Origin of the sequence: Piscinibacter gummiphilus (assembly GCF_032681285.1) — a bacterium.
Classification (GTDB): Bacteria; Pseudomonadota; Gammaproteobacteria; order Burkholderiales; family Burkholderiaceae_C; genus Rhizobacter; species Rhizobacter gummiphilus_A.
Window position 1 is genome coordinate 1,516,170 of sequence record NZ_CP136336.1, and the last position, 20,405, is coordinate 1,536,574.

The window sequence follows — 20,405 nt, forward strand, 5'->3', positions numbered from 1 at the left end:
TGTGTCACCTCCCGGCGTTGAGGTCGCGGTGCAGCCTCGCCGGATCGACACGGCTCAAGCCGTGGCCCTTCAAGGTGTACGACACTGCATGCGACTCCCGCTGCATCGGCGCGATCGGCGCGGGCTCCCACCGATAGTCGAAAGCGCTCGGCGCGTATCCATGTTCGAGCCGGTCGGGGTTGGCCGCCGGAAACGAGAAGTAGGCCTTGATGGCGCCATCGTTTCCATTCTTCGGGTTCGACTGCAACCAGGCCGAGCGGTTGGAGTGGAAGACGATGTAGAAGCCGAAGAGGCGGTCTGCTTCGAGCTTCTTCGAGGTCTCCCGCTGCTGATATGAACCGACGCGCGGGCCGTCGCCGCCCACCGGCTCGAAGACCGGCGCCACACGCTCTGGCGCTAATGCCGCCGCGGCGTAACCCGCGTCGCCGGGCAGCAGCCCGTTGACACGCCCCAGCGCGTCGTCCACGGCGTAAAGGCCCAGCTCGCTGTCGAGGCTGGCGCGTTGGCTCGCATCCGGCGCGCTCACGGCCACCGAGAACCGCATGCGGGTCTGCGTCCCGGCGCGCCCCGGCACACGCACGGCGAAGTCGTAGCCGACCACGCCGGTGCGCATCAGGAACAAGTCGCCGCGCGTGTTCACTAGCGCAGAGAAGTGGTCGGAGGTGTAGATGTGCTGGATGTCGCTCACGCCAGACATGGGGAAGGGCGGGACGTACTCCTGCCGCGTGGCCTGGGGCGCAGCGTCGCGCGGAGGCGGCCGGCTCTTGTCCGGGATCCCGAGCTGCCCGGATTGGTTGTCGCCCCAGCCCCACACGGTGCCGTCGCGCTTCAGCGCAATCGAGTGGTAGCCCGCGGCGGCAATGTCCACGATCTGCTCGACGCCAGGCACCTGCACCGGCTCGGTCACGAAAGTGCCGACCTTGAGCGTCTCACTTGGGCGCAAGGCCTCGGCCGAGAACCGAAGCGGGACCCCGAGGCGGCCGCCAGACGAGTCCCCCCATGCCCAGACCGCACCTTCCTTGTCGAGCGCGATGCTGTGGTTCTTGCCGGCGGCAATCTTGACGATGTTGACCAGGCCGGGCACGCGCGACGGCTCCGGGTTGAAGAAGTCCGGCTGGCGAGGCAACTGGCTGGACCATTCCCACACCCCCCCGTCCTGCACCTGCTTGCGAAAGAGAAGTGCGGTGTTGTTCGCCCCCCATTGCCACACCGTGCCGTCGCGTGTCAGTGCCAATGCGTGACGCATGCCGGCCGCGATGGCCGTCACCTCCGTCAGGCCCGCCACAGGCCGCGTCAATGGTAACCACTGGTTGTTCAGGTTGTCGTCCTGCGTGCCCAACTGGCCGAAGTCATTGCCGCCGTAGCCCCACACCGAGCCATCGCGGCGCAACACCAACCGGAAGTTGCTGCCGCTGGCGAGCGCGACGCCGTCGTCGATCTGCACGCGGTCTGGGGTGTCTTCCGACCATCGCCCTGGACTGGCAGTGCCCGTCACCGGGTCGAAATGCTGGTTGCGCGTCAAGCGGCCGTCGGACCAGAGGATGTCCTGCTGATGCGAGCTGCGGGGCGACGCCACCAGCGCAACAGCCGTTGCCGGCAACGCGGGCCCCTGCAGGTCGGCGCTGAGCCCCATGCGCAGGCCGAGCGCTTCCTTGGGGGACAGCAGCCGGCCGTTCTCGAGCAGAAAAGCAGACCCGAACAGGCCGCGGATCATGGGCAGACGGGCGTAGGGAGCCACGGCTTCGACCTGCGGCGGGTCACGGCGCTCCATCGACTCGCGGTTGAAAGCGGCCAGGCCGTCTTCGCAGACCAGGCCTAGCCAGCATTCATTCCGGGCCTTGAATGATGCGGCGCCGACGAGGACCGCCAGGGCCACGAATGCCGCAGCCCACCAGGGCCACCTCTTCACGCGCTTTGCAATGAGTTTCGCCTCGGTGCTCATCATGCCTCCCTGTCGTCTTTTGAATGGTGAACATGATGGCAGAGCGGCGAGGCGCGGCCGTCGTCAGGCAAACGCGATGAGCAACAGCGTGGCGAGGACGTAGGGCATCAGCGCGCTGCAGGCACCGAAGGCGAGGTTCGAGAAGAGGGTGCGCTCGGTGGCGCGAGGGGTGTTCGGAAGTGAGTTCATGGTTCGTGCTTCAGTGGATCGTGAAAACATCACGCGAACGCCGCAGCCTCGGCACAGGGCCGATGGACGACAGGGCTCGCAGGAAGGGCGACGCGAATGCGCCTGGGGTCGAAACGACCCTAACGATCGGGAACGCTGAAGCACAGGCGCCGGGCGAAACGACGGCGCAGGACGTCGATGCGATCGAGCGGCAGCTCGGCACCGAGGAGATGACAGCGGGGAACGGAAGGCTGGAGTTGCCTTGCGTCTCGCCCGCCGTGAAGGGCGGGTGTCAACATGGGGTTTCTCCGTTCAAGAGAGGCCCGCATCGCGCGGGCTGACAGCACTCTAACCCGACGGCGAAAACGCTGCTGGCGTGGGGACTTCCTGACGCCCGCTGACAAGCTGTCTCGCGGCAAACTCGCCGGATGAGCGCCACCAGAACCGCCCCTTCGTCCGCTTCATCCGCCACCTTGTTCAAGACTGCCAAAGCCTTCGAGCTTTGGCTCAAGAAGAACCACGCGTCCTCCGACGGCCTCTGGCTCAAGATCGCCAAACGCGGTGCCAGCCAACCCAGCGTGAGCTACGCCGAAGCGGTGGAGATCGCGCTGTGCTGGGGCTGGATCGACGGCCAGAAGAAGGGCTTCGACGACCAGCACTTCCTGCAGCGCTTCACCCCACGGCGCGCGCGTAGCGTCTGGTCGAAGATCAACGTCGACAAGGTCGCGGCGCTCATCGAGGCGGGCCGCATGCAGGCACCTGGCTTGGCCCAGGTCGAGGCCGCCAAGGCCGATGGACGCTGGGCAAGAGCCTATGACGGGGCGCGCACGTCCGAGGTGCCCGCGGACCTCTTGTCAGCGCTGAAAGCTGCGCCGAAGGCCAAGGCGTTCTTCGCCACGATCGACGCCGCCAATCGCTACGCGGTGCTGTGGCGCATCCAGACGGCGCTGAAGCCCGAGACGCGTGCCAAGCGCATTGCCCAGCTGGTGGAGATGCTGGAGCGCGGAGAGACTATCCACGCCCGTGCTTCCTCGCACGCTCCTCGAGCCGCGCCTGCTCCACCCGGAGCAAGCGGCTGACCTGGCGCAGCTCGCGGATCTGCCTTTCCACGTCTTCGCGCTTGGCGGCGAGCAGCTTCGCGCCGCCCCGGCAATCGATGCCCTGCGACCGCATGCCTTCGAGCACGCTGCTGATCTCGTCGAGCGAGAAGCCCAGCGCCTGCATGGCGCTCAGCAGCTTGAGTTCCCGCACCAGCGACGACGGGTAGTCGCGGTAGTTGTTGGGGCCGCGTGGCACGAAGCCCAGCAGCCCCCGGCGCTCGTAGTAGCGGATCGCGTCGCGGCCGAGGCCGGTCTGGGCTTCGAGTTCCTTGATTTCCAAGATAGTGCTTGACTGTGGACCTGGGTCCACACTTTAGCCTTCGGCTCACTTTCACAGGAGCCGTGCATGTACCTTCTCGCCCAAGCCGCTGTCGTCGTCGAGTGCCCGCAACGTGTCGCATTCGACTACGCCGCGAATCTTGTGAACTTCCCGGCGTGGTTTCCGGGCGTGCTGCGTATGACCACCACCGACGGGTTGCCGTTTGACACCGTCGGCAAGCAGTACCGCGAAGAGTTCGCGCAACCGATGCGCGGGCGCGGCGTCGTCGCCATACGGGTGGTGGAGGTTGAGCCGGGCACGAGGATCGTGACGGAGGGCACGCTCGCGAGCGTGCTGCCGCGCATGGAGATCGTGTGTCGGCAGACGGCGCCTGGGGCGTGCGAGGTGGTCTGGCGGATGTTCAGCCGGCGCACCACCGGCTGGTCGCGCTTCATCGTGCTGCCGCTGGCGCGGCGCCTGATGACGCGGCGCGCACGCCAGGGTTTGCAGGTGCTCAAGCAACACCTGGAAGATGCCCGCTAAACGCACGCGTGTTCAGCGAGGGAGGGCCGCTATGCTTGTGGCGTCGTACCTCCGGGCCCTTCACCATGCTTCCCAGCGAACCCGATAGCGCCGTCTACCGGACCTTGCTCGAATCCACCCGCGCCATTCCGTGGAAGATCGATTGGGCGACCATGACCTTCGCCTACATCGGCCCGCAGATCGAGCCGCTGCTCGGCTGGGCACCGTCGAGCTGGGTGAGCGTGGACGATTGGGCCTCGCGCATGCACCCCGACGACCGCGACCGTGTCGTCAACTTCTGCGTCTCGCAGTCGCAGGCCGGCGTGGACCACGAGGCCGACTACCGCGCGCTCACCGCCACCGGCGACTACGTGTGGATCCGCGACGTGGTGCACGTGGTGCGCAAGGAGACGGGCGAGGTCGACTCGCTCATCGGCTTCATGTTCGACATCACCGAGCGCAAGAAGACCGAGGAGAAGCTCCTGAGCCTGCAGCGCGAGCTGGAGGCACTCTCGTTCCTCGACAGCCTCACCGGTGTGGCCAACCGCCGCAAGTTCGACGCGGTGCTCGCCATCGAATGGGAAGAAGCCCGCCGCAACACGCAGCCGCTCTCGCTGATCATGTTCGACGTCGACTTCTTCAAGCGCTACAACGACCACCACGGCCACATGGAGGGCGACGAGTGCCTGCGGCGCATCGCGCAGGCGCTGTCCACGGCCGCCAACCGGCCGCGCGATTTTCTGGCGCGCTACGGCGGCGAAGAGTTCGTGCTGGTGCTGCCCGCGAGCGACGAAGCCGCGGCCGCAGCCGTGGCCGAGCGTTGCCGGCAGGCGATCTTCAAGGCGCAGATCCCGCACGGCAACTCGCCGCTCGGCCAGCTGGTGACGGTGAGCATGGGCGTGGGCACGGTGATCCCCGCGGCCGGGCAGGAGTCGCCGCCCTTCGTCGACCTGGTGGACCGGCGGCTCTACCGCGCCAAGCAGGGCGGGCGCAACCGGATCGTCTCGACGGCCTGAGGCCGCGGCCCCGCGCCCGTCAGGCGATCACCTCGACCTTGGCGCGCCGGGCCACGCGGGTCCAGGTGTCGATCTGCGAGCGGATGAGCGTGGTGAAGTCATCGCCGAGCACCGGCGTCTTGCGCGGCAGCGTTTGCAGCTCTTCCAGGCGGGCCATCACGTCGGGCTTGGCCAGGATCTCGGGCATGAGCGCCTTGAGGCGCTGCGCGATCGGCGCGGGCAGGTTCTTCGGCGCCGAGAGTCCCAGCCACTGCGAGCCGGTCATCGAGGGGTAGCCCAGTTCGGCAAACGTGGGGATGCTCGGCAGTGCCGGCAGGCGCGCGGGGGTCGAGACAGCCAGCGCGCGAAGCGAGCCGGCTTTGAGCTGCGCCACGTTGGTGGTGATGGGGTCGAAGAGGCCGTCGATCTGGCCGCTCAACAGGTCTTGCATCGCGGGGGCGCTGCCCTGGTAGGGCACGTGGTCGTGCTCGGGCGCCTGCCCGTCGATCTTGAGCAACTCGCCGAAGAGGTGGTTGGCCGAGCCCACGCCCGAGGTGCCGTAGCGCACAGGCTTGGTCTTGGCCATCGTCACGTATTGCCCGAGGCTTTGCACGGGCGAAGCGCCACGCACCAGTAGCACCATCGGCGCCTCCACCAGCATGGCGAGGTGGGAGAAATCGGCCACCGGGTCGAAGGGCATCACGTTGCGTGTGGCGGCGGCGTAGATGTGCACCGAGGCGTGGCTCACGAGCAGGGTGTAGCCATCGGCTGGCTGCTTGGCCACGTAGTCGGTGCCGATGAGGCCGCCGGCACCGGGCCGGTTCTCGACGACCACCGATTGCCCGAGGGCCTGAGACAGGTGCGGCGCCATCAGCCGGGCCACCGTGTCGACCAGCCCGCCCGGCGGGAACTGCGCGATGAGCCGCACCGGCCCGCGCGCGGGCCATGCGCTCTGGGCACCCACCCAGGCCGGTGACGACAGGGCCGCGGCACCGGCGGCGAGAACGAGACGACGCTTCATGGAGAGGCTCCTATTCGAGTGACCAGACGCGCGGGTCGCTCGCAGGGAGCGTGCCAATCTGCGCGCTCAGCTGCGGCGCGCGGCCCACTGCTTGAGGATGTCGATGGCCTCGGCGTCGAGCGCCTGCGTGGCGGGCATGCGCCGCGCCTCGATCGTGGCGCCAGCCTCGCGGCGCAATGCGTCGGTGTCGATGGGCGGGCGGGCACTCGCGGGCAGCGCGCCGATGGCGGCGTGCGACTGTTCGAGCGATGCACCGTAGTAAAGAGCCGAGATGCCAACGATGCCCATGGCGCACACGCACAGTGCGCAGGGCTCGCACGAGGTGTAGAGCTCGCAGCCGTCGAGCTGCAGGGTGCCCAGGCGCTGGCAGGCGTCGCGGATGGCTTCGACCTCGCCGTGAGCGGTCGGGTCCCACTTGGCGCGGGCGTGGTTGAAGCCTTCGCCGACGACCTGGCCGTCTTTCACGATCACCGCGCCGAAGGGCTCGGTGCCGGGCTGGTCGAGCGCCTGGGCCGAGAGCGCCAGCGCGCGTTGCATGAAGGCTTCGGTGTACATCGTGTGGTGCTCCGGTCAGGTGGCCTGGGGCAGCAGCCAGGTCTGTTGAGGGTCCCAGCTGAGGTTGACCCGCTGGCCGGGGGCGAGGTTGAGCGACTCGATCTCGTGCTGCTGCTTCTGCACGCGAAACTCCTGGCCATCGCCCAGCTCGATGAAGACGGTCTGCGTGGAGCCCACGAACTCCAGACCGAGCACGGTGCCGGCGATGCCCGCCGCGCCCGGTGCTTCGCCCGGCTGCAAGGCCACACGGTCGGCCGCGATCACGAAGCTCGCGGGCGTGCCGAGTGGCCAGCCTTGCGGCGCTTTGACCGGGAATCGGCCGAGTGGCCCCTCCACGGTGATGAACTCGCCGTCGTGGGCCTTCGCCTGCCCCGTCACCAGGTTGTTGGTGCCGATGAAGTTGGCGACGAAGGCATTGGCGGGCGCGCGGTACACGTCCTGCGGCTTGCCGGCCTGCTGGATGAGCCCGTCGGCCATCACCACGATGCGGTCGGCCAGCGCGAAGGCTTCGGACTGTGCATGCGTCACGTAGACGAAGGTGATGCGCAGCTCGCGGTGCAGCCGCGCCAGCTCGGTCTGCATGCGCACGCGCAGGTGGGCGTCGAGCGCGCTGAGTGGCTCGTCGAGCAGCAGGATGGAGGGCTCGGTGACGAGCGCACGGGCGATGGCCACACGCTGGCGCTGGCCGCCCGAGAGCTGCGACACGTGTCGGTCGGCCATGCCCGCGAGGCCCAGGCGGTCGAGCCATTCGAGGGCGCGCTTCTTGCGCACGTCGGCCCCCATCTTCTTCATGCGCAGCGGGAAGGCTACGTTCTCGGCCACGGTGAGGAAGGGAAAGAGCGCGAGGCTCTGCCACACCATCGGCGTGTCGCGCTGGAAGGCGGGGATGCCGCGCATGCTCTTGCCGCCGATGAAGATCTCGCCGGCGCTCGGCTCGTCGAGGCCGGCGATCATGCGCAGCGTGGTCGACTTGCCGCAACCCGACGGGCCCATGATGGCGATGAACTCGCCGGCCGCGATGTCGAGGTCGATGCCGCGCACCGCGTGGTGGCCGGGAAACTTCTTCTCCACGCCCTGGAGCGAAACGAAGGCAAAGCTCATGCAGCGTTTTCCTTGGCGACCTTGACGCCCACGAAGCGCTGAGCCACCAGCACCAGCGTGATGCTGATGACCAGCACCACGGTGCCGATCGCGTTGATCTTCGGGTTCACCTGGCCTTGCAGCAGGTTCAAGATGCGCACCGGCAGCGTCTCATGCACGCCGCCGACGAACCAGGCGATGAGGAACTCGTCGAACGACACCGCCGCCGACAGGAAGAACGAGGCGATGAGCGCCGGCCGGCAGAAGGGCACCACGATGCGCAGCAAGGCGGTGGCGGGCGAGGCGCCCAGGTTCCACGCCGCCTGCTCGAGATCCTTGCCCATCTCGCCGAGCCGCAGCCCGATGATGGCCATCGAGAACGAGGTGGCCAGCGCCACATGGCAGGCGGTGATGGTCTCGATGCGGCCGAAGAGGCCGATACGCGAGAGAAACGCGAGCATCGCCATGCCGAGGATGGTGGCCGGCACCGCCGGGGGCAGGGCGACGAGCAGCGCGAAGCCGGTCTTGCCGCGGAAGCGGTAGCGGTGGTCGACGTAGGCCGCCGCGAAGCCGAGCACGGTCGACAGCACCGCCGTGCCGAGGCCCACCCACAGGCTGTTGAGGAAGGCGTCGCGCACCATCTCGTCTTCGAAGATGGCGCGGTGCCATTCGAGGCTGAAGCCGCCCCACGGGATGGCCGGGAAGCGGTTGGCGTCGAACGAGAAGATGACGATGACGAGCATCGGCGCCGCGATGAAGGCGAAGAGTGCGGCGACGAAGGCGTACTGCAGCGTGCGCGAGAGTCGGGTCAGGTTCATCAATGGCCTTTTCCTGTTCCCCGTGATCCCAGCCAGCGGCCCAGCCCGAACACTGCGGCCAGCACCCCCAGCATCGCCACGCCCACCACCGACGCACGTGGCCACTGCGAGCCCGACTTCACCGTGTCGACCACCAGGATCGACAGCGTGGGCGGCTTGCTGCCCGTCATGAAGAGCGGGCTGATGTAGTCGCCGAAGGCCAGCAGGAAGGTCGTGGTGGCGGCCAGCAGCAGGGCGGGGCGGATGGCGGGCAGCATCACGTGCGCGATCACGCGGCTGCGGCGGCAACCGAGGTTCTCGGCGGCCTCGATCAGCGTGCGGTCGATGCCCGACAAGGCGAAGACGAGGATCAGCACCGCGATCGGCAGCGTGAGCGTGAGCAGGCCGATCTGCAGCGAGAAGGCGCCGCCCAGCATCGGCAGCGCCTCGATGCCCACCCGGCCCAGCAGGTTGTTGATGAGCCCCTCGGGGCTGAGCACGATCTGCCAGGCGTAGATGCGCAGCATGTAGCTCGAGAAGATGGGCACGATGAGCGCGGCCACTGCCAAGTCGCGCAGCCGGGCTGGCAGGCGGAAGGCGATGGTGTAGGCGGCCGGAAAGGCGATCACGAGCGCGAGCAGCGTGGTCACGCACGAGAGCGTCAGCGTGTGCACCAGGGCCCGCTGGAACGGGCTCGACAGCAGCACACGCTCCCAGTTGTCGAGCACGAAAGCCGGTTCCAGCCGGAACGACTTCACCTGCCAGAAGGTGATGACGATGAGGAAGACGAGCGGCGCCGCGAAGAAGACCGCCTGCCACAGGAAGATCGGCAGGCCGAGCACCGCGGGCAGCACACGCTGTGATCCGGCGGTGCGGGCGCGGTGCGATGCCGGCTCGGCCGCTGCCGTGGGCACGTTCTGCAAGACGATGTCGTTCACGGTGCGCGGCTCACGTCACAGGCTCTTGAACTGGCTCCACAGGTCGTTCCAGTCCTCGATGGACTGCTGCTTGGGCAGCTGGCGCAACTGGATCTTCTTGGCCTTGTACTCGTCCATCACGTTGGGGCCCTTGAGCTCCATGCGCAGCAACTTGGCTTCTTGCGGCTTGGTGTCGTTGAGCAGCTTCCACGCGGGCATCGACGGGATGCTCTTGCGGTTGTCGACCTTGGTCGCCATGGCCACCTGCGCGCGCGGGGTCAGCGAGTACTGGATGAACTTGCGCGCGAGGTCGCGTTTGCTCGTGCCCTTCACGATGGAGAGCGATTCGGTGTACTGCAGGCCGCCTTCTTCCGGGATGATGGTGTCGACCGGCACGCCGCTCGTGCGAAGCCCCAGCGTGATCCACTCGCCGATGCCCGGGATGAGCTGCGCGCGGCCGTTGGTCATCGACGAGAAGATGTCGGCGATGGTGTAGAAGCCCGAGGCCTGCGGCTTGAGCGAGAACATCTTCTTCTTCAGCGCCTCGAACTTGGCCTTGTCCAGGTCGAAGGGCGGACGGTTGCCATTCGACAGGCTGATGCAGCCCATCGACGGCAGGTACCAGTCGAAGAAGCCGACCTTGCCCTTGGCCTTCTCGCTCCACATCACCGAGTACGACGAGACTTCCTTCGGCGTGAAGGCTTTGGTGTTGTACGACAGGCCGAGGTAACCGAAGTCGAGCATCACGCCGTAGAGCTTGCCGTCGAACCAGTGCAGCGGGAACTTCTGGAACTCGGGCCAGAGGTCCTTCAGCGGGTAGTCGGCCGGGTCGAGCGGCTCGATGAAGTCGGCCGCCTTGAGCAGGTGCATGTACTCGGCATCGGCGAGCACCACGTCGAAGGTGCCCGGAGGCGACTGGTTCACCACCGCCATCATCTGGTCGCCGCCCACGTACTCCTTGATGCGGATCTTCACGCCGTACTGCTTCTCGAACTCGCCGACGATGGACGGGTCGGCATTGCCCGGCCACGAGAGGTAGTTCAGCACCTTGGGGTCGGCGGCGTCGGCGCTGTTCCAGAGGGCGGCGGTGCCGAGCGTGCTGGCGGCGAGGCCGGCCTTCAGGACGCCACGGCGGCTGAGGTCGGTGGCGGGGGGCATCACGATGGGCTTGTGATCGGCGGGCTTCGACATGGGCGGTCCTTGCAGTGGTGCATGCAATGGCATGCGGGTTTGAAAACGCATCAACCGTGCCAAGGCACGGCGTGAATCAGAGCCCCAGGGGCCCGCCATAACGGTGCAGGTGGAAGGGCTCGCGGCACAGGCCCATGCAGAAGCTCCCCACCGCACGCTCGAGCGCCTGTGCGAGGTGCTTGCCTTCGGCGTTGGCCTCGGCCACCTCGTCACGCGCCACCTGGGCGTCTCGCGCGAGCTTCGCCATGTCGCAGTCGGCATGCCGCCCGCCGCGCACCACGAGCTTCCCGCCCACCATCACGTCGCGCACGCCGGTGGCGTCTTCCGTCAGCACGACCTGGTTCACCGGGTCGTTCATCGGGATCCAGTTGATCGAGTGAAGGTCGAGGAACACGATGTCGGCGAGACAGCCCACGGCAATGCGCCCGGCCTTCTCGAATCCCGTCGCACGCGCGCCGCCTTGCGTGGCCGCGGTGAAGACCTCGGGCGCGCTCAGCCACCGTTCGTAGTCGGGTGTGCGCACGTTCGACACCATCGAGGCATAGCGCATCGCCTCGTACATGTTCTGGTTGTCGGCGCACAGGGCGCCGTCGGTGCCGAGCGCGAGGTTCACGCCGAGCTCGAGCATGCGGCGCGAGTCGGCGATGCCGGCACCCAGCCGCATGTTGCTGCCGGCGTTGTGCGAGACGGACGCGCCCTTGGCGGCCAGGCGGCGCATGTCGTCGTCGTCGAGCCACACACCGTGCGCCACGGTGAAGTTGGGGCCCAGCATGCCGAGCTCGTCGAAGTGCGCGGTGAGCGACTTGCCCCAGCGCTTCAGCGCGGCCACCGCCTGCACCTTCGATTCGGCGACGTGCGATTGCGTCTGCGCGCCGTATTCGGTGGCGAGCTTCACGCAGCCGAGCGTCAGCTCGTCGGAGCAGTGCAGCGGGATGGTCGGCGCGATGCCGAGCTTCACCTGCGCCGGGTCGTGCGGCCAGTGCTTGAGCGCCTCTTCCATGCTGCGCAGGATGGCGCCGGTGTCGCCGCCGCTCGCGTCGACCTGTGCCTTGTGCGAGGCGGGCAGCGCGTCGTAGAGGCCGGGGATGGCCTTGTAGAACGACACGTCCTGCAGCATCGGGGCCACCACCGCGCGCATGCCGGCGTCGACATAGGCCTGGCCGATGGCGTAGAGATCGTCGACGGTTGCGAGCGGGAAGCCGAAGGTGAGGTCGTAGGCGGTGGTGCAGCCCTTCTGCAGCATCTCGACCGCACCGATGTAGGTGTTGAGGTACTTGTGGTGGCGCGTCTGGTTGGCCGCCCATTCGCCCGAGCCGCTGAGCAGCAGCTCCAGCGTCCAGCGGTCGTGCGTGGCCTTGCTGAGGTTGGTGCTGCCGTGCGTGTGGCCGTTGACGAGGCCGGCGTGCATCAGCGTGCCGCTGGCGTCGAACACCTCGGCCTCGGCCGGTGCGGCCATGCCGGGCGCACCGAGGCTCGTGATGACGCCGCCGGTGACCAGCAGGTCGGTGAGTGGAGCGCTGCGTGAGGTGGCGTCGAGCAGGCGCCCGCCGCGGATGACGGTGGTCGTCATGGCGTCAGGTCAGCGAGCCCACCACACCCTCGACCAGGAAGTCCATGCGGTCGAGGAAGGGGTCGTAGTTGCCGTAGGCCTTGTCGATGACGAGCTTGCCGGTGTTGCTCTTGATCGGCCCGGCGAAGATCGGCTTGCCGGCCTTCATGTCGGCCATGGCGGCGGTGGCCGCATTGCGCGCCTTGTCGGTCGCGCCTGCGCCGAAGGGGGTGCTCGCGACCATGTCCTTGTCATAACCGCCGAAGAAGGTGTTGGGCAGCTTCTCACCCTTGGCGATGGCGGCGGCAAAGGCCTTGTAGACCGTCTCCCACTTGTTCTCGGCGCCGGTGATGAAACCCTTGGGCGCGAGGTTGGCCTGCGAGGCGTTGTGGCCGAGCGTCTTGGCCCCCAGCTTCTCGGCAGCCTCGACGATGATCTTCGGGCTGTCGACGTGGCAGGCGATCACGTCGCAGCCGCTGCCCACGAGCGAGTTGGTGGCCTCGGCTTCGCGCACGGGCATCGACCAGTCGCCCGTCATCACGAGTTGCACCGTGGCATTGGGGTTGACCTTGCGCACCCCCATCGTGAAGGCGTTGATGTTGCGCAGCACGATGGGGATGGGCTTCGCGGCCACGTAGCCGATCTTGTTGGACTTGGTCGAGAGACCGGCGGCGATGCCGTTGACGTAGTGCGCCTGGTCCAGGAAGCAGAAGTAGCCGCCGAGGTTCATCGGGTGCTTGTCGGCCGACCACAGCGAGGTGGGGTGGCGGAACTCCACCTTCGGGTTGCGCTTGGCCATGTCGATCATGAAGGGGTCGAAGTAGCCGAACGAGGTGCCGAAGACAAGCGAGGCGCCGTCGGACTTGACCATCGCTTCGAGCGTCTTGCGCACAGCCACGGTCTCGGGCACGTTCTCTTCTTCCACCACCTTCACGCCGGGCACGGCCTTCAAGGCCTTGGCCGCGACGGCGTGCGCCTGGTTCCAGCCGTAGTCGTCGCGTGGGCCGACGTAGATCAGGCCGACGGTGACGGGCTTCTGCGCCAGGGCCTGCGGCGCCAGCGCGGCCAACGTTGCGCCTGCGGTGGTGGTGGACAGGAACCGGCGGCGGTTCCAGGAAGTCGAGAACGCGGACATGGAGGGCTCCTTCGCCAGATGCGGGCTGCGCCGGTTGCGCGAGCCGCATGAATGCAAAGGCCATGCCGCGTTTGCGGCGGGTGCTTCTGGCGCTTGGTCAGGCCTTGCGGCGCGAGGGGCGCACGGCGGGCTTGGCGCCCGGTGCGTAGCGGCCGAGGATCTGGCCGAGGTCGGCGTCGTCCGTCACGGGGGTGCTGTTGAGCACACGCGCTTCGAGCTCGCCGAGGTGCGAGGCCATCAGCCGTCTTGCTGCGCGCAGGTCGCCCTTGCGGAAGGCGTCGATCAGCGCGCGGTGCTCGGTGATGCCGCACTCGGGCGAATGCGGCCGGCCATGCACGGCTAGGATGAGTGAGCAGCGCGACACCACCTCGTCGACGTAACGCTCCAGCACCGGGTTGCCCACCAGCTGCGCCAGTCGCACGTGGAACTCGCCCGCCAGCCGCGCGCAGGCCGGCGCCTGCTGCTCGCGCGCGGCCTGCTCTTCGAGCCGCACGTGTTCTTCCAGTGCCTGCCCGATGAAGGGCGACCAGCGTTCGATGACGAGCCGCACCACCTCCTGCTCCAGGCAGCGCCGCACCTCGAAGACGCTGCGCGCCTCTTCCAGGCTGGGCCGCGCCACCGTGGCCGTGCGGTTGTGCTGCGCATCGACCAGCCCCTCGGCCGCCAGCCGCGCCAGCGCCTCGCGGACCAGCGTGCGGCTCACCTGGAAGTGCGTGCCGAGCGCGTCTTCCGGGAGCTTGGTGCCGGGCTGGAGCGCCTGCTCGATGATGGCCTGCTTCAGCGCGGTGTAGGCAACGTCGGCCTTGTTGGGTGTCGTCATATCTGTATACGGGACAGTTTTAGGAAGTATACGAAGGGGCCTGATCAGGAGGGCGATCTTGACAATTGCGCCCTCACCAACCGGGAGCGCTCCACCCCAGATTGGCGCATCTTCGCACCAGTCGGCAGCAAGCATGTGAAGCGCTTGCGTATGCGAAACGTCTTGCGTATCGTATACAGATTGCATCTATCGAGAGATCGTCAATGACGGCCCGCACGGTCACGATGACCCTGAACCAGCAGCAGCTCGAGCTGCTGCTGCGCACGATCGACCAGGGCGCCGCGCCCGACCTTGCGGCGCTGGCCAAGCGCGCCTTGCGCGAGCACGGCCTGCCGGCAGCACCCAAGGCGGCTCCGGCTGCATGGCAGCCATTGAGCGAGACCCGTGAGTTGCTCCACGAGCTGGTGCTGGAGCCCGGCACCGGCAAGGCGCTGGAGGTGCTGAAGGGCCAGGTGATCCGCATCGAGCAGGTCGAGGGCAACCAGTGCGCCGACTTCAACTGCTTCAACCTGCACGACTACCGCGAGTTCATGCACACCGGCCGTACGCGCACCGTCCACGGCCTCAACCCCGGGCCGGGTGACCTGCTGTGGTCGGCCCCGCCGCGCGAGCGCGCGATGATGCTGATCCTGGAAGACACCGTGCGCTGCAACGACGTGATGTTCCCCCGCTGCAGCGCCTACCTCTACGAGTCGGCCTACGGCTTTGCGGCCCACACCAACTGCCACGACATCCAGGCCGAGGCGCAGCGCGAATACGGCCTCACGCCCGACGACGTGCACGATTCCTTCAACCTCTTCATGCGCACTGAAGTCCACAGCGGCCGTGGCCACATCCACCGGCAGGACTCGAAGCCCGGCGACCATGTGGACCTGCTGGCGCTGATGGACGTGCTGGCCGTGCCCAACGTGTGCGGCGCCGACATCATGCGCACGAGCAACTTCGCGCTGAAGCCGCTGAAGGTGTCGATTTTCCAGGCCACGCCGGCCGACCTGGCGAGGGTGCCCCACATCCCGCAGCTGAAGAGCCAGCGCACGCCGGCCGACTTTCGTCAGCCGCAGATCAAGGCCGATCGCGAGCTCAAGCGTGACCCGGCGTACCGGCCGATGTTCACCAACGTGCCGCTGCGTTCGCAATGCTGGGACATCCCGCTCGATGCCGACGACTGCGACCGCCTGCAGGCGACCGGCCTGCACACGATCTATGGCGAAGGCAACGACGGCGACGTGTTGCGCGACGTGATCTTCAGCTGGTGGGAGTCGCGCTTCCTCGGCGCGGCCGGGGCGGGTGCACCAGCCATCTGAGCTGCGCGTTCAAAGCGTGTCGATTGGGCCGCCGTGCGCGTCGCCGCCGGCCTCGGGCGCCGGCTGGTTGAGCGCGAAGCGCTCGCGCGTGCCGGTGTAGAAGCTCGCGCCGAAGCGGCCCACGGGGAAGTACTCGGAGAGTTGCACGCGCCAGCGCTCGGTGTCGATCAGCCCCTCGCGGGCGTGCAGCCACAGCACGCGGCCGATGAAGATCTGCCGGCTCTCGGTTTCCAAGGTCTCCCACAGCTTGCACTCGAAGGCCACCGGCGCTTCGGCGATGCGCGGCGGCGCCACGCTGCGCGACGGCAGCGTCGTGAGGCCGACCTTTTCGAGCTCGCTCACGTTGCGCGGGTGGCGCTCGCCGCAGTGGTGCATCTGCCCGGCGATGGCCTCGTCGGCGATGTGCACCACGAACTCTCCGCTGCGCGCGATGTGCGCGGCGGTGTCCTTCAGCTCGCCGTCGCTCAGGCGGTTGATGCTCACCATCACGATCGGGGGCTCCTCGCCCAGCATGTTGAACATGCTGAAGGGCGCCGCGTTGACCACGCCGTCTTCGCTGAGGGTGGTGATGAGCGCGATCGGCCGCGGCACGATCAGGCTGGCCATCAGCTTGTAGCGCTCGTAGGCGCCGATGGCGGAGAAATCGACTTCGGTGGTCATGGCATGGCTTTCGGGAACATCTCGCCCATGGCATCGGCCGCATCGCAGATGGCACCTGGCGTCGTGAACCACACATCGCCGTCATCGCGGGAGGCCACGAGGTGCTGCAAGGCGCGGCGCAGGTGGCGCAGGCGGTAGGGCTGGCCGACCAGGTAGGGGTGCAAGGCGATGCCCATCACCAGTGGCTGCGTGGCCGCCTGCTCGCGCATCTCGTCGAAGTTGTCGACGATCATCTGCGCGAAGTCCTTCGCGTCGAGGTGGCGGCCGACGATCATCGGGATGTCGTTCAGCTCTTGCGGATACGGAATGGACCACAGCGGCCCGTGCGTCGTGCGCAGGCGGGTCGGCTGGTCGTCGTGGCACCAGTTGAGCGTGTAGCGGTAGCCGTGTTCGGCCATCAGGTCCGGTGTGTGAAGGCTCTCCGAGATCCAGGGCGAGAGCCAGCCTGCCGGTGCAGCGCCTGACTTCTCTCGCATCTCATCGCGGCAATGCGCGATGAGCCGAGATTCCTCGTCACGCGCCATGCCACCTTGCCGCTCGCTGTTGGTGTGCCCGTGGGCGACCAGCTCATCGCCGCGGGCCACGCAGGCAGCGACCAGTTCCGGCGCGTGCGCGTAGAGCGAGGTGTTGATGAGCGCGGCGGCAGGCAGCGCCAGGCTGTCGAAGAGGTCGAGGCAGCGCCACGCGCCGACGCGATTGCCATAGTCGCGCCAGCTGTGGTTCAGCACGTCGGGGTGCGGCAGGGGCAGCCCGATGCAGGCGCCGGGGCCGTCGGCGAAGGCGAAGTGCTCGATGTTGAGCGCGAGGTACACCGCCAGGCGGCTGCCGTTGGGCCAGCGGCCGGCGGGGCGCTGGCGGATGCCGCTGTAGTCGAAGCGCTCGTGGCTTGGCACAGGCCGCGGCTCGGCTGCGGCGGGTGGGCTTGTCGTATCGGTCATGGGCGCTTCGTCCGCAAGGCCTGTGCCAAGCCGGCGCGGCGCGCCTGCCGATGTCAGCCCTTGACCCGCAACTCGCCCAGGAAGTCTTTCTTGCCGATGGCGAGCCCACGGGCGCGCAGCAGGTCGTAGGCCGTGACGGCGTGGAAGTAGAAGTTGGGCAGGGCGTAGGACATCAGGTAGCCCTCGGCCAGGAACTCGCGGTGCACGCCCTTGAACTCGAAGTGCACGTCCTTGCCGACGAGGCTGTCGACCTCGGCGGGCGTGAGCGCGGCCAGGCCCTGGCGTGCCGCGTCGAGCTTCTCGAGCAGGCCGGCGAAGGTCTTGGGCGGCGCTTCGAGGCTCGGCGTGGCAAACCCTTCCCGCACCGCGTTGAGGGCACCCCACGAATGCTCGGCGGCCGATTTGACCTGGTAGGTGAAGGGCAGCATGTCGGGCGCGAGGCGCGCCGCGATGATCTCGCGCTCGGCCACGCCGTGCTCGGCGCAGTGGGCCTCGGCCTTGCGCACGAGGTGGGTCACGGAGCCGAGCACCTGGAGCATGGGTTGCACGGTGGCGGCGTGGAGCGAGAAGGTCATCGAGGACTCCGGTGGTCTGGAAGGAGCCGCGAGTCTGCCGGCCGGCGGTGCGCCCAGCAATCGTGGAGGCGACACGGGGAGCGCCGTTTGCTGGTGGCGAAAGGTCATCCCCAAGAGGAGAAGCCCGATGAAGTTGCCGAGCCTGTTGTCTTCCGCCCTGATCGGCGCCGTCGCCAGCGCCCGATCCATGACACCCATGGGCACGCTCGCGGCGGCGCGGCTGGCCGGTCGCCAGACGCCCGGGCAGCTCTACCTGCTGGACCATCCCGTGGTCAAGCTCGGCGGCCTTGCCCTCGGCGCGGGCGAGCTGCTCGGCGACAAGATGAAGACCGCGCCCGACCGCACCGTGTTCCTCGGCCTGCTCGCCCGCGTGATGAGTGCCGGCATCGCCGGCGCGGCGTTGGCTCCGCGGGGGCGCGAGCGCGCCGGCGCGGCCGTGGCGGTGGCCACTGCCGTGCCGCTCGCCTACCTGACGCTCGGTGTGCGCAAGCGCGCGATGGCGCGCATCGGCCAGACGCGCAGCGGCCTCATCGAAGACGCGCTCATCGTCGCGGCGGGCGCCGCGATGGTGGCGCTGTCGACCCGGCAGCGTTGACGGGCCTCGCAGGTGCCTGCGGGCGTCAGCCCAGCACCACCACGTGCCCGTCCTTCGGGTCGATGTGGCCGGCCACCAGGGCGTCGACCAGGTCCTGCCCGGCGCCGAAGCCCTTGTGTTCCTTCACGCCCATCCACGGCTTGCTCGCATCGCTCACGCGGCGGATGAAGGCGAGCTGCGCTTCGTTGAACTTGCGCGTGACCTCGGCAGCGCCCCAATCGGCGTTGCGCTTCTTGATCTGGTAGGGCGCGAAGTAGGGCTGCGGTTTTGGGCCCGGCACTTCGGGGGCGTTGCCCAGGTGGTCGTGCGACTGGGCCGAGCCGGCGTAGCAGCTGTAGGTGAGCGAGGCGCCGAAGTGCTCGTGCATGCGGCGGCGCAGCTCGTTGTCGCCGGCGAAGTCGACATAGATCGTGGGGATCGTCTTGTCGAGCGATTCAAGCGCCTTGTAGTCCACCGTGCGGTGGTAGCAGCCGAGGCCCTCGACGAAGCCGGTGTTGCCGCTGGAGGTGAGGCCGACGAGGCTCAGGTTCTTCAGGTCCTGGAAGCAGAACACGGTGCCGTAGGCCGTCTTGCTGGAGGCGCTGGAGACGACGATCTGCTTCGCGCCGAAGAAGCTGTTGTCTTCGAGGAAGTCGGCCAGCATGAACGACGTGATGAAGAGCGGGCGCGTCAGCATCTGGTAGTTCTCGTCGGCGGCGCGGTAGGCGGCGTCGGTCGTCACGCGCTGGTACTGGTTGTAGGCCGAGGTGAGCTCCAGGCGGTGCGGCGCGCCGTCGTAGAAGCCGCGCTCGCTCACGCGCACGGGCTGCATGACGACGTGGCTCGCGATGGGCCAGAAGCCATAGAAGCGCTCGCCGACGGCGAGGCCCTCGACGGTCGTCTCCACGATCTCGGCGAAGCCCCAGGCCGGCATGTGGAACCAGGCATCGTCGCCGGTGGGGTAGAAGCTCCAGTAGCGCAGGTGCGGCACCTCGCCGAAGGCGGCGTAGGTGATGTTGTTCGACGTCACGGCCACGCGGTCGATCTTGAGCAGCGCTTCGCCGGGCTGGAGGGTGGGAATGGGCTTCTCGACCACGCGGGTGCGGCCGAGGTTCTTCTTGTCGCTTTGCAGCTGGGTGAGGGTGCTGGTCATGGCCGTCTCCTGGCGTCTCGTATGGGATAGCCAAAACTGTAGGAGGGCTCGACACTGTGCGGGTTCGGAAACCGCCCGCATGAGCTCACCCCGCGCCACGCCCCCCGCCGACCCCAAGGCCAAGCCCCTGAAACGGCCGACGCAAGCCCGCGCCAAGGTCACGGTGCAGGCCATCTTCGATGCCTTTGTTCGGATTTGGCAGCGCGATGGCTGGGCCCGGCTCACCACCCGCGCGGTGGCGCTGGAGGCCGGCATTGCAGTGGGCACGCTGTACGACTACTTCCCGAGCAAGGCGGCGCTGCAATCGGGCTACGTGCGCCACTGCATCGAGGCGCTGATCCACGCCGTCGACGCGCAGGCGGTGCAGCCGTCATCGCTCACCTGGCGCGAGCGCCTGCACGTGCTGGTGGAGCTTGCCTGCGGCGTGAGCGCCGAGCCGCCGTCATGGTTCCACCCCGACATGCTGGCCATCGAGCCGCAGGTGGCCGAACCCAAGCACCAGCGGCGCGCGCACGAGGAGCTGTGCGCGATGTGGCAGCGTGTGTTCGACGCCTGCGCCGACCTGCCGCGGCGCCCCTCGCCCGAGACGGTGCAGGCGCTGCACCTCGCGGTGTGGGGCGGGCGCCGCTATGCCATGCTCGTGCGGCTCGACGACGCGCAAATGCGCCACTGGGCCGCCGAGATGGAGCATCTGTGCCAGCTCGCCGTTCTCAACCAGGAAACGCCATGATCACCGTCTACCTGCGCTACGTCATCGACCCGTACAAGCTCAAGGAGTTCGAGCACTACAGCAAGCTCTGGATTCCACTGATCGAGAAGTTCGGCGGCACCTACCACGGCTGTTTCCTGCCCTCGGAAGGGGCCAACAACATCGCGGTAACGCTGTTCTCCTTCCCCTCGCTGGCCGAATACGAGCAGTACCGCAAGAAGTCGTTCAAGGATGCGGATTGCCAGGTGGCCTTCCAGTACGCCAACGACACGCGCTGCTTCCTGAGCTACGAGCGCAGCTTCATGCGCCCCGTGTTCAAGGCCTGAGCGCCAGCCCGGCAGCAGCTTGCGGTGCAGGCCTACACGCGCTGTTGGCCGCTTCTGATCGAAGGCCCGCGCGGTGCTGCCCAGAATGCGATCACCCTAGCTCGTAAGGAGACTC

Annotated in this window: 23 protein-coding genes; 7 read left to right on the plus strand and 16 right to left on the minus strand. The window is 67.8% G+C overall.

Annotation, left to right across the window (positions count from 1 at the left end; translation table 11 throughout):
* Positions 1-4: 4 nt before the first annotated feature.
* The gene (locus RXV79_RS07250; RefSeq protein WP_316702729.1) at positions 5-1,909 is read right to left on the minus strand and encodes a hypothetical protein; all 1,905 of its coding nucleotides are present in this window, start codon (positions 1,907-1,909) and stop codon (positions 5-7) included.
* Positions 1,910-2,005: 96 nt separating this feature from the next.
* Complete coding sequence (locus tag RXV79_RS07255) at positions 2,006-2,131, minus strand: hypothetical protein (RefSeq protein ID WP_316702730.1); 126 nt, start codon at positions 2,129-2,131, stop codon at positions 2,006-2,008.
* Positions 2,132-2,538: 407 nt separating this feature from the next.
* Here RXV79_RS07255 and RXV79_RS07260 point away from each other — a divergent pair, with 407 nt between their 5' ends.
* Complete coding sequence (locus tag RXV79_RS07260; RefSeq protein WP_316702731.1) at positions 2,539-3,189, plus strand: YdeI/OmpD-associated family protein; 651 nt, start codon at positions 2,539-2,541, stop codon at positions 3,187-3,189.
* On the opposite strand, the gene RXV79_RS07265 is transcribed toward RXV79_RS07260, so the two are convergent.
* Complete coding sequence (locus tag RXV79_RS07265) at positions 3,122-3,490, minus strand: MerR family transcriptional regulator (protein WP_316702732.1); 369 nt, start codon at positions 3,488-3,490, stop codon at positions 3,122-3,124. The genes RXV79_RS07260 and RXV79_RS07265 overlap by 68 nt on opposite strands.
* A gap of 66 nt (positions 3,491-3,556) precedes the next feature.
* Between RXV79_RS07265 and RXV79_RS07270 the strand changes: the two genes are divergently transcribed.
* Positions 3,557-4,012: an SRPBCC family protein gene (locus tag RXV79_RS07270; protein ID WP_316702733.1), complete on the plus strand. Its 456-nt coding sequence runs from the start codon at positions 3,557-3,559 to the stop codon at positions 4,010-4,012.
* A gap of 65 nt (positions 4,013-4,077) precedes the next feature.
* Positions 4,078-5,007, plus strand: coding sequence for a GGDEF domain-containing protein (locus tag RXV79_RS07275; RefSeq protein WP_316702734.1), 930 nt, complete (start codon positions 4,078-4,080; stop codon positions 5,005-5,007).
* Between the two features lie 19 nt (positions 5,008-5,026).
* Here the strand turns inward: RXV79_RS07275 and RXV79_RS07280 are convergent, their stop codons facing one another.
* The 9 genes from RXV79_RS07280 to RXV79_RS07320 all read right to left on the minus strand — a co-directional run bounded on the left by RXV79_RS07280 (position 5,027) and on the right by RXV79_RS07320 (position 14,051).
* On the minus strand, positions 5,027-6,007 hold the full coding sequence (locus tag RXV79_RS07280) for a Bug family tripartite tricarboxylate transporter substrate binding protein (RefSeq protein WP_316702735.1): 981 nt from the start codon (positions 6,005-6,007) through the stop codon (positions 5,027-5,029).
* 66 nt (positions 6,008-6,073) lie between these two features.
* Positions 6,074-6,562 carry a nucleoside deaminase gene (locus RXV79_RS07285; RefSeq protein WP_316702736.1) on the minus strand — a complete coding sequence of 163 codons (489 nt, stop codon included), beginning with the start codon at positions 6,560-6,562 and terminating at the stop codon, positions 6,074-6,076.
* Positions 6,563-6,577: 15 nt separating this feature from the next.
* Positions 6,578-7,663: an ABC transporter ATP-binding protein gene (locus tag RXV79_RS07290; protein ID WP_316702737.1), complete on the minus strand. Its 1,086-nt coding sequence runs from the start codon at positions 7,661-7,663 to the stop codon at positions 6,578-6,580.
* The gene (locus tag RXV79_RS07295; protein ID WP_316702738.1) at positions 7,660-8,460 is read right to left on the minus strand and encodes an ABC transporter permease; all 801 of its coding nucleotides are present in this window, start codon (positions 8,458-8,460) and stop codon (positions 7,660-7,662) included. Before RXV79_RS07295 ends, RXV79_RS07290 begins: the two co-directional genes overlap by 4 nt.
* Positions 8,460-9,377, minus strand: coding sequence for an ABC transporter permease (locus RXV79_RS07300; RefSeq protein ID WP_316702739.1), 918 nt, complete (start codon positions 9,375-9,377; stop codon positions 8,460-8,462). Before RXV79_RS07300 ends, RXV79_RS07295 begins: the two co-directional genes overlap by 1 nt.
* Positions 9,378-9,392: 15 nt before the next feature.
* On the minus strand, positions 9,393-10,547 hold the full coding sequence (locus RXV79_RS07305) for an ABC transporter substrate-binding protein (protein ID WP_316702740.1): 1,155 nt from the start codon (positions 10,545-10,547) through the stop codon (positions 9,393-9,395).
* A gap of 76 nt (positions 10,548-10,623) precedes the next feature.
* Positions 10,624-12,117, minus strand: a complete 1,494-nt coding sequence (locus RXV79_RS07310) for an amidohydrolase family protein (protein WP_316702741.1) — start codon at positions 12,115-12,117, stop codon at positions 10,624-10,626.
* 4 nt (positions 12,118-12,121) lie between these two features.
* Positions 12,122-13,231 carry a BMP family ABC transporter substrate-binding protein gene (locus tag RXV79_RS07315; protein WP_316702742.1) on the minus strand — a complete coding sequence of 370 codons (1,110 nt, stop codon included), beginning with the start codon at positions 13,229-13,231 and terminating at the stop codon, positions 12,122-12,124.
* Positions 13,232-13,328: 97 nt separating this feature from the next.
* Positions 13,329-14,051 carry a GntR family transcriptional regulator gene (locus RXV79_RS07320; protein WP_316702743.1) on the minus strand — a complete coding sequence of 241 codons (723 nt, stop codon included), beginning with the start codon at positions 14,049-14,051 and terminating at the stop codon, positions 13,329-13,331.
* A gap of 203 nt (positions 14,052-14,254) precedes the next feature.
* Here RXV79_RS07320 and RXV79_RS07325 point away from each other — a divergent pair, with 203 nt between their 5' ends.
* Positions 14,255-15,355 (plus strand): urea carboxylase-associated family protein, encoded by a 1,101-nt coding sequence (locus tag RXV79_RS07325; RefSeq protein WP_316702744.1) that lies wholly within the window; start codon positions 14,255-14,257, stop codon positions 15,353-15,355.
* A gap of 9 nt (positions 15,356-15,364) precedes the next feature.
* On the opposite strand, the gene RXV79_RS07330 is transcribed toward RXV79_RS07325, so the two are convergent.
* The 3 genes from RXV79_RS07330 to RXV79_RS07340 are packed head-to-tail and all read right to left on the minus strand — an operon-like array spanning position 15,365 to position 17,528.
* Complete coding sequence (locus RXV79_RS07330; protein ID WP_316702745.1) at positions 15,365-16,015, minus strand: flavin reductase family protein; 651 nt, start codon at positions 16,013-16,015, stop codon at positions 15,365-15,367.
* Positions 16,012-16,953: a polysaccharide deacetylase family protein gene (locus RXV79_RS07335; protein ID WP_316702746.1), complete on the minus strand. Its 942-nt coding sequence runs from the start codon at positions 16,951-16,953 to the stop codon at positions 16,012-16,014. The genes RXV79_RS07330 and RXV79_RS07335 overlap by 4 nt, the downstream gene beginning before the upstream one ends.
* 53 nt (positions 16,954-17,006) lie before the next feature.
* Complete coding sequence (locus RXV79_RS07340) at positions 17,007-17,528, minus strand: DUF1993 domain-containing protein (RefSeq protein WP_316702747.1); 522 nt, start codon at positions 17,526-17,528, stop codon at positions 17,007-17,009.
* Between the two features lie 127 nt (positions 17,529-17,655).
* Between RXV79_RS07340 and RXV79_RS07345 the strand changes: the two genes are divergently transcribed.
* Positions 17,656-18,123 carry a hypothetical protein gene (locus RXV79_RS07345; protein ID WP_316702748.1) on the plus strand — a complete coding sequence of 156 codons (468 nt, stop codon included), beginning with the start codon at positions 17,656-17,658 and terminating at the stop codon, positions 18,121-18,123.
* Positions 18,124-18,148: 25 nt separating this feature from the next.
* Here RXV79_RS07345 and RXV79_RS07350 read toward each other — a convergent pair whose 3' ends face one another.
* On the minus strand, positions 18,149-19,255 hold the full coding sequence (locus RXV79_RS07350) for a DUF2855 family protein (RefSeq protein ID WP_316702749.1): 1,107 nt from the start codon (positions 19,253-19,255) through the stop codon (positions 18,149-18,151).
* A 79-nt stretch (positions 19,256-19,334) separates the two neighbouring features.
* On the opposite strand from RXV79_RS07350, the gene RXV79_RS07355 reads away from it, so the two are divergent.
* Both RXV79_RS07355 and RXV79_RS07360 read left to right on the plus strand, forming a co-directional pair.
* Positions 19,335-19,985: a TetR/AcrR family transcriptional regulator gene (locus RXV79_RS07355; protein WP_316702750.1), complete on the plus strand. Its 651-nt coding sequence runs from the start codon at positions 19,335-19,337 to the stop codon at positions 19,983-19,985.
* On the plus strand, positions 19,982-20,290 hold the full coding sequence (locus RXV79_RS07360; RefSeq protein WP_316702751.1) for an NIPSNAP family protein: 309 nt from the start codon (positions 19,982-19,984) through the stop codon (positions 20,288-20,290). The genes RXV79_RS07355 and RXV79_RS07360 overlap by 4 nt, the downstream gene beginning before the upstream one ends.
* Positions 20,291-20,405 lie beyond the last annotated feature (115 nt).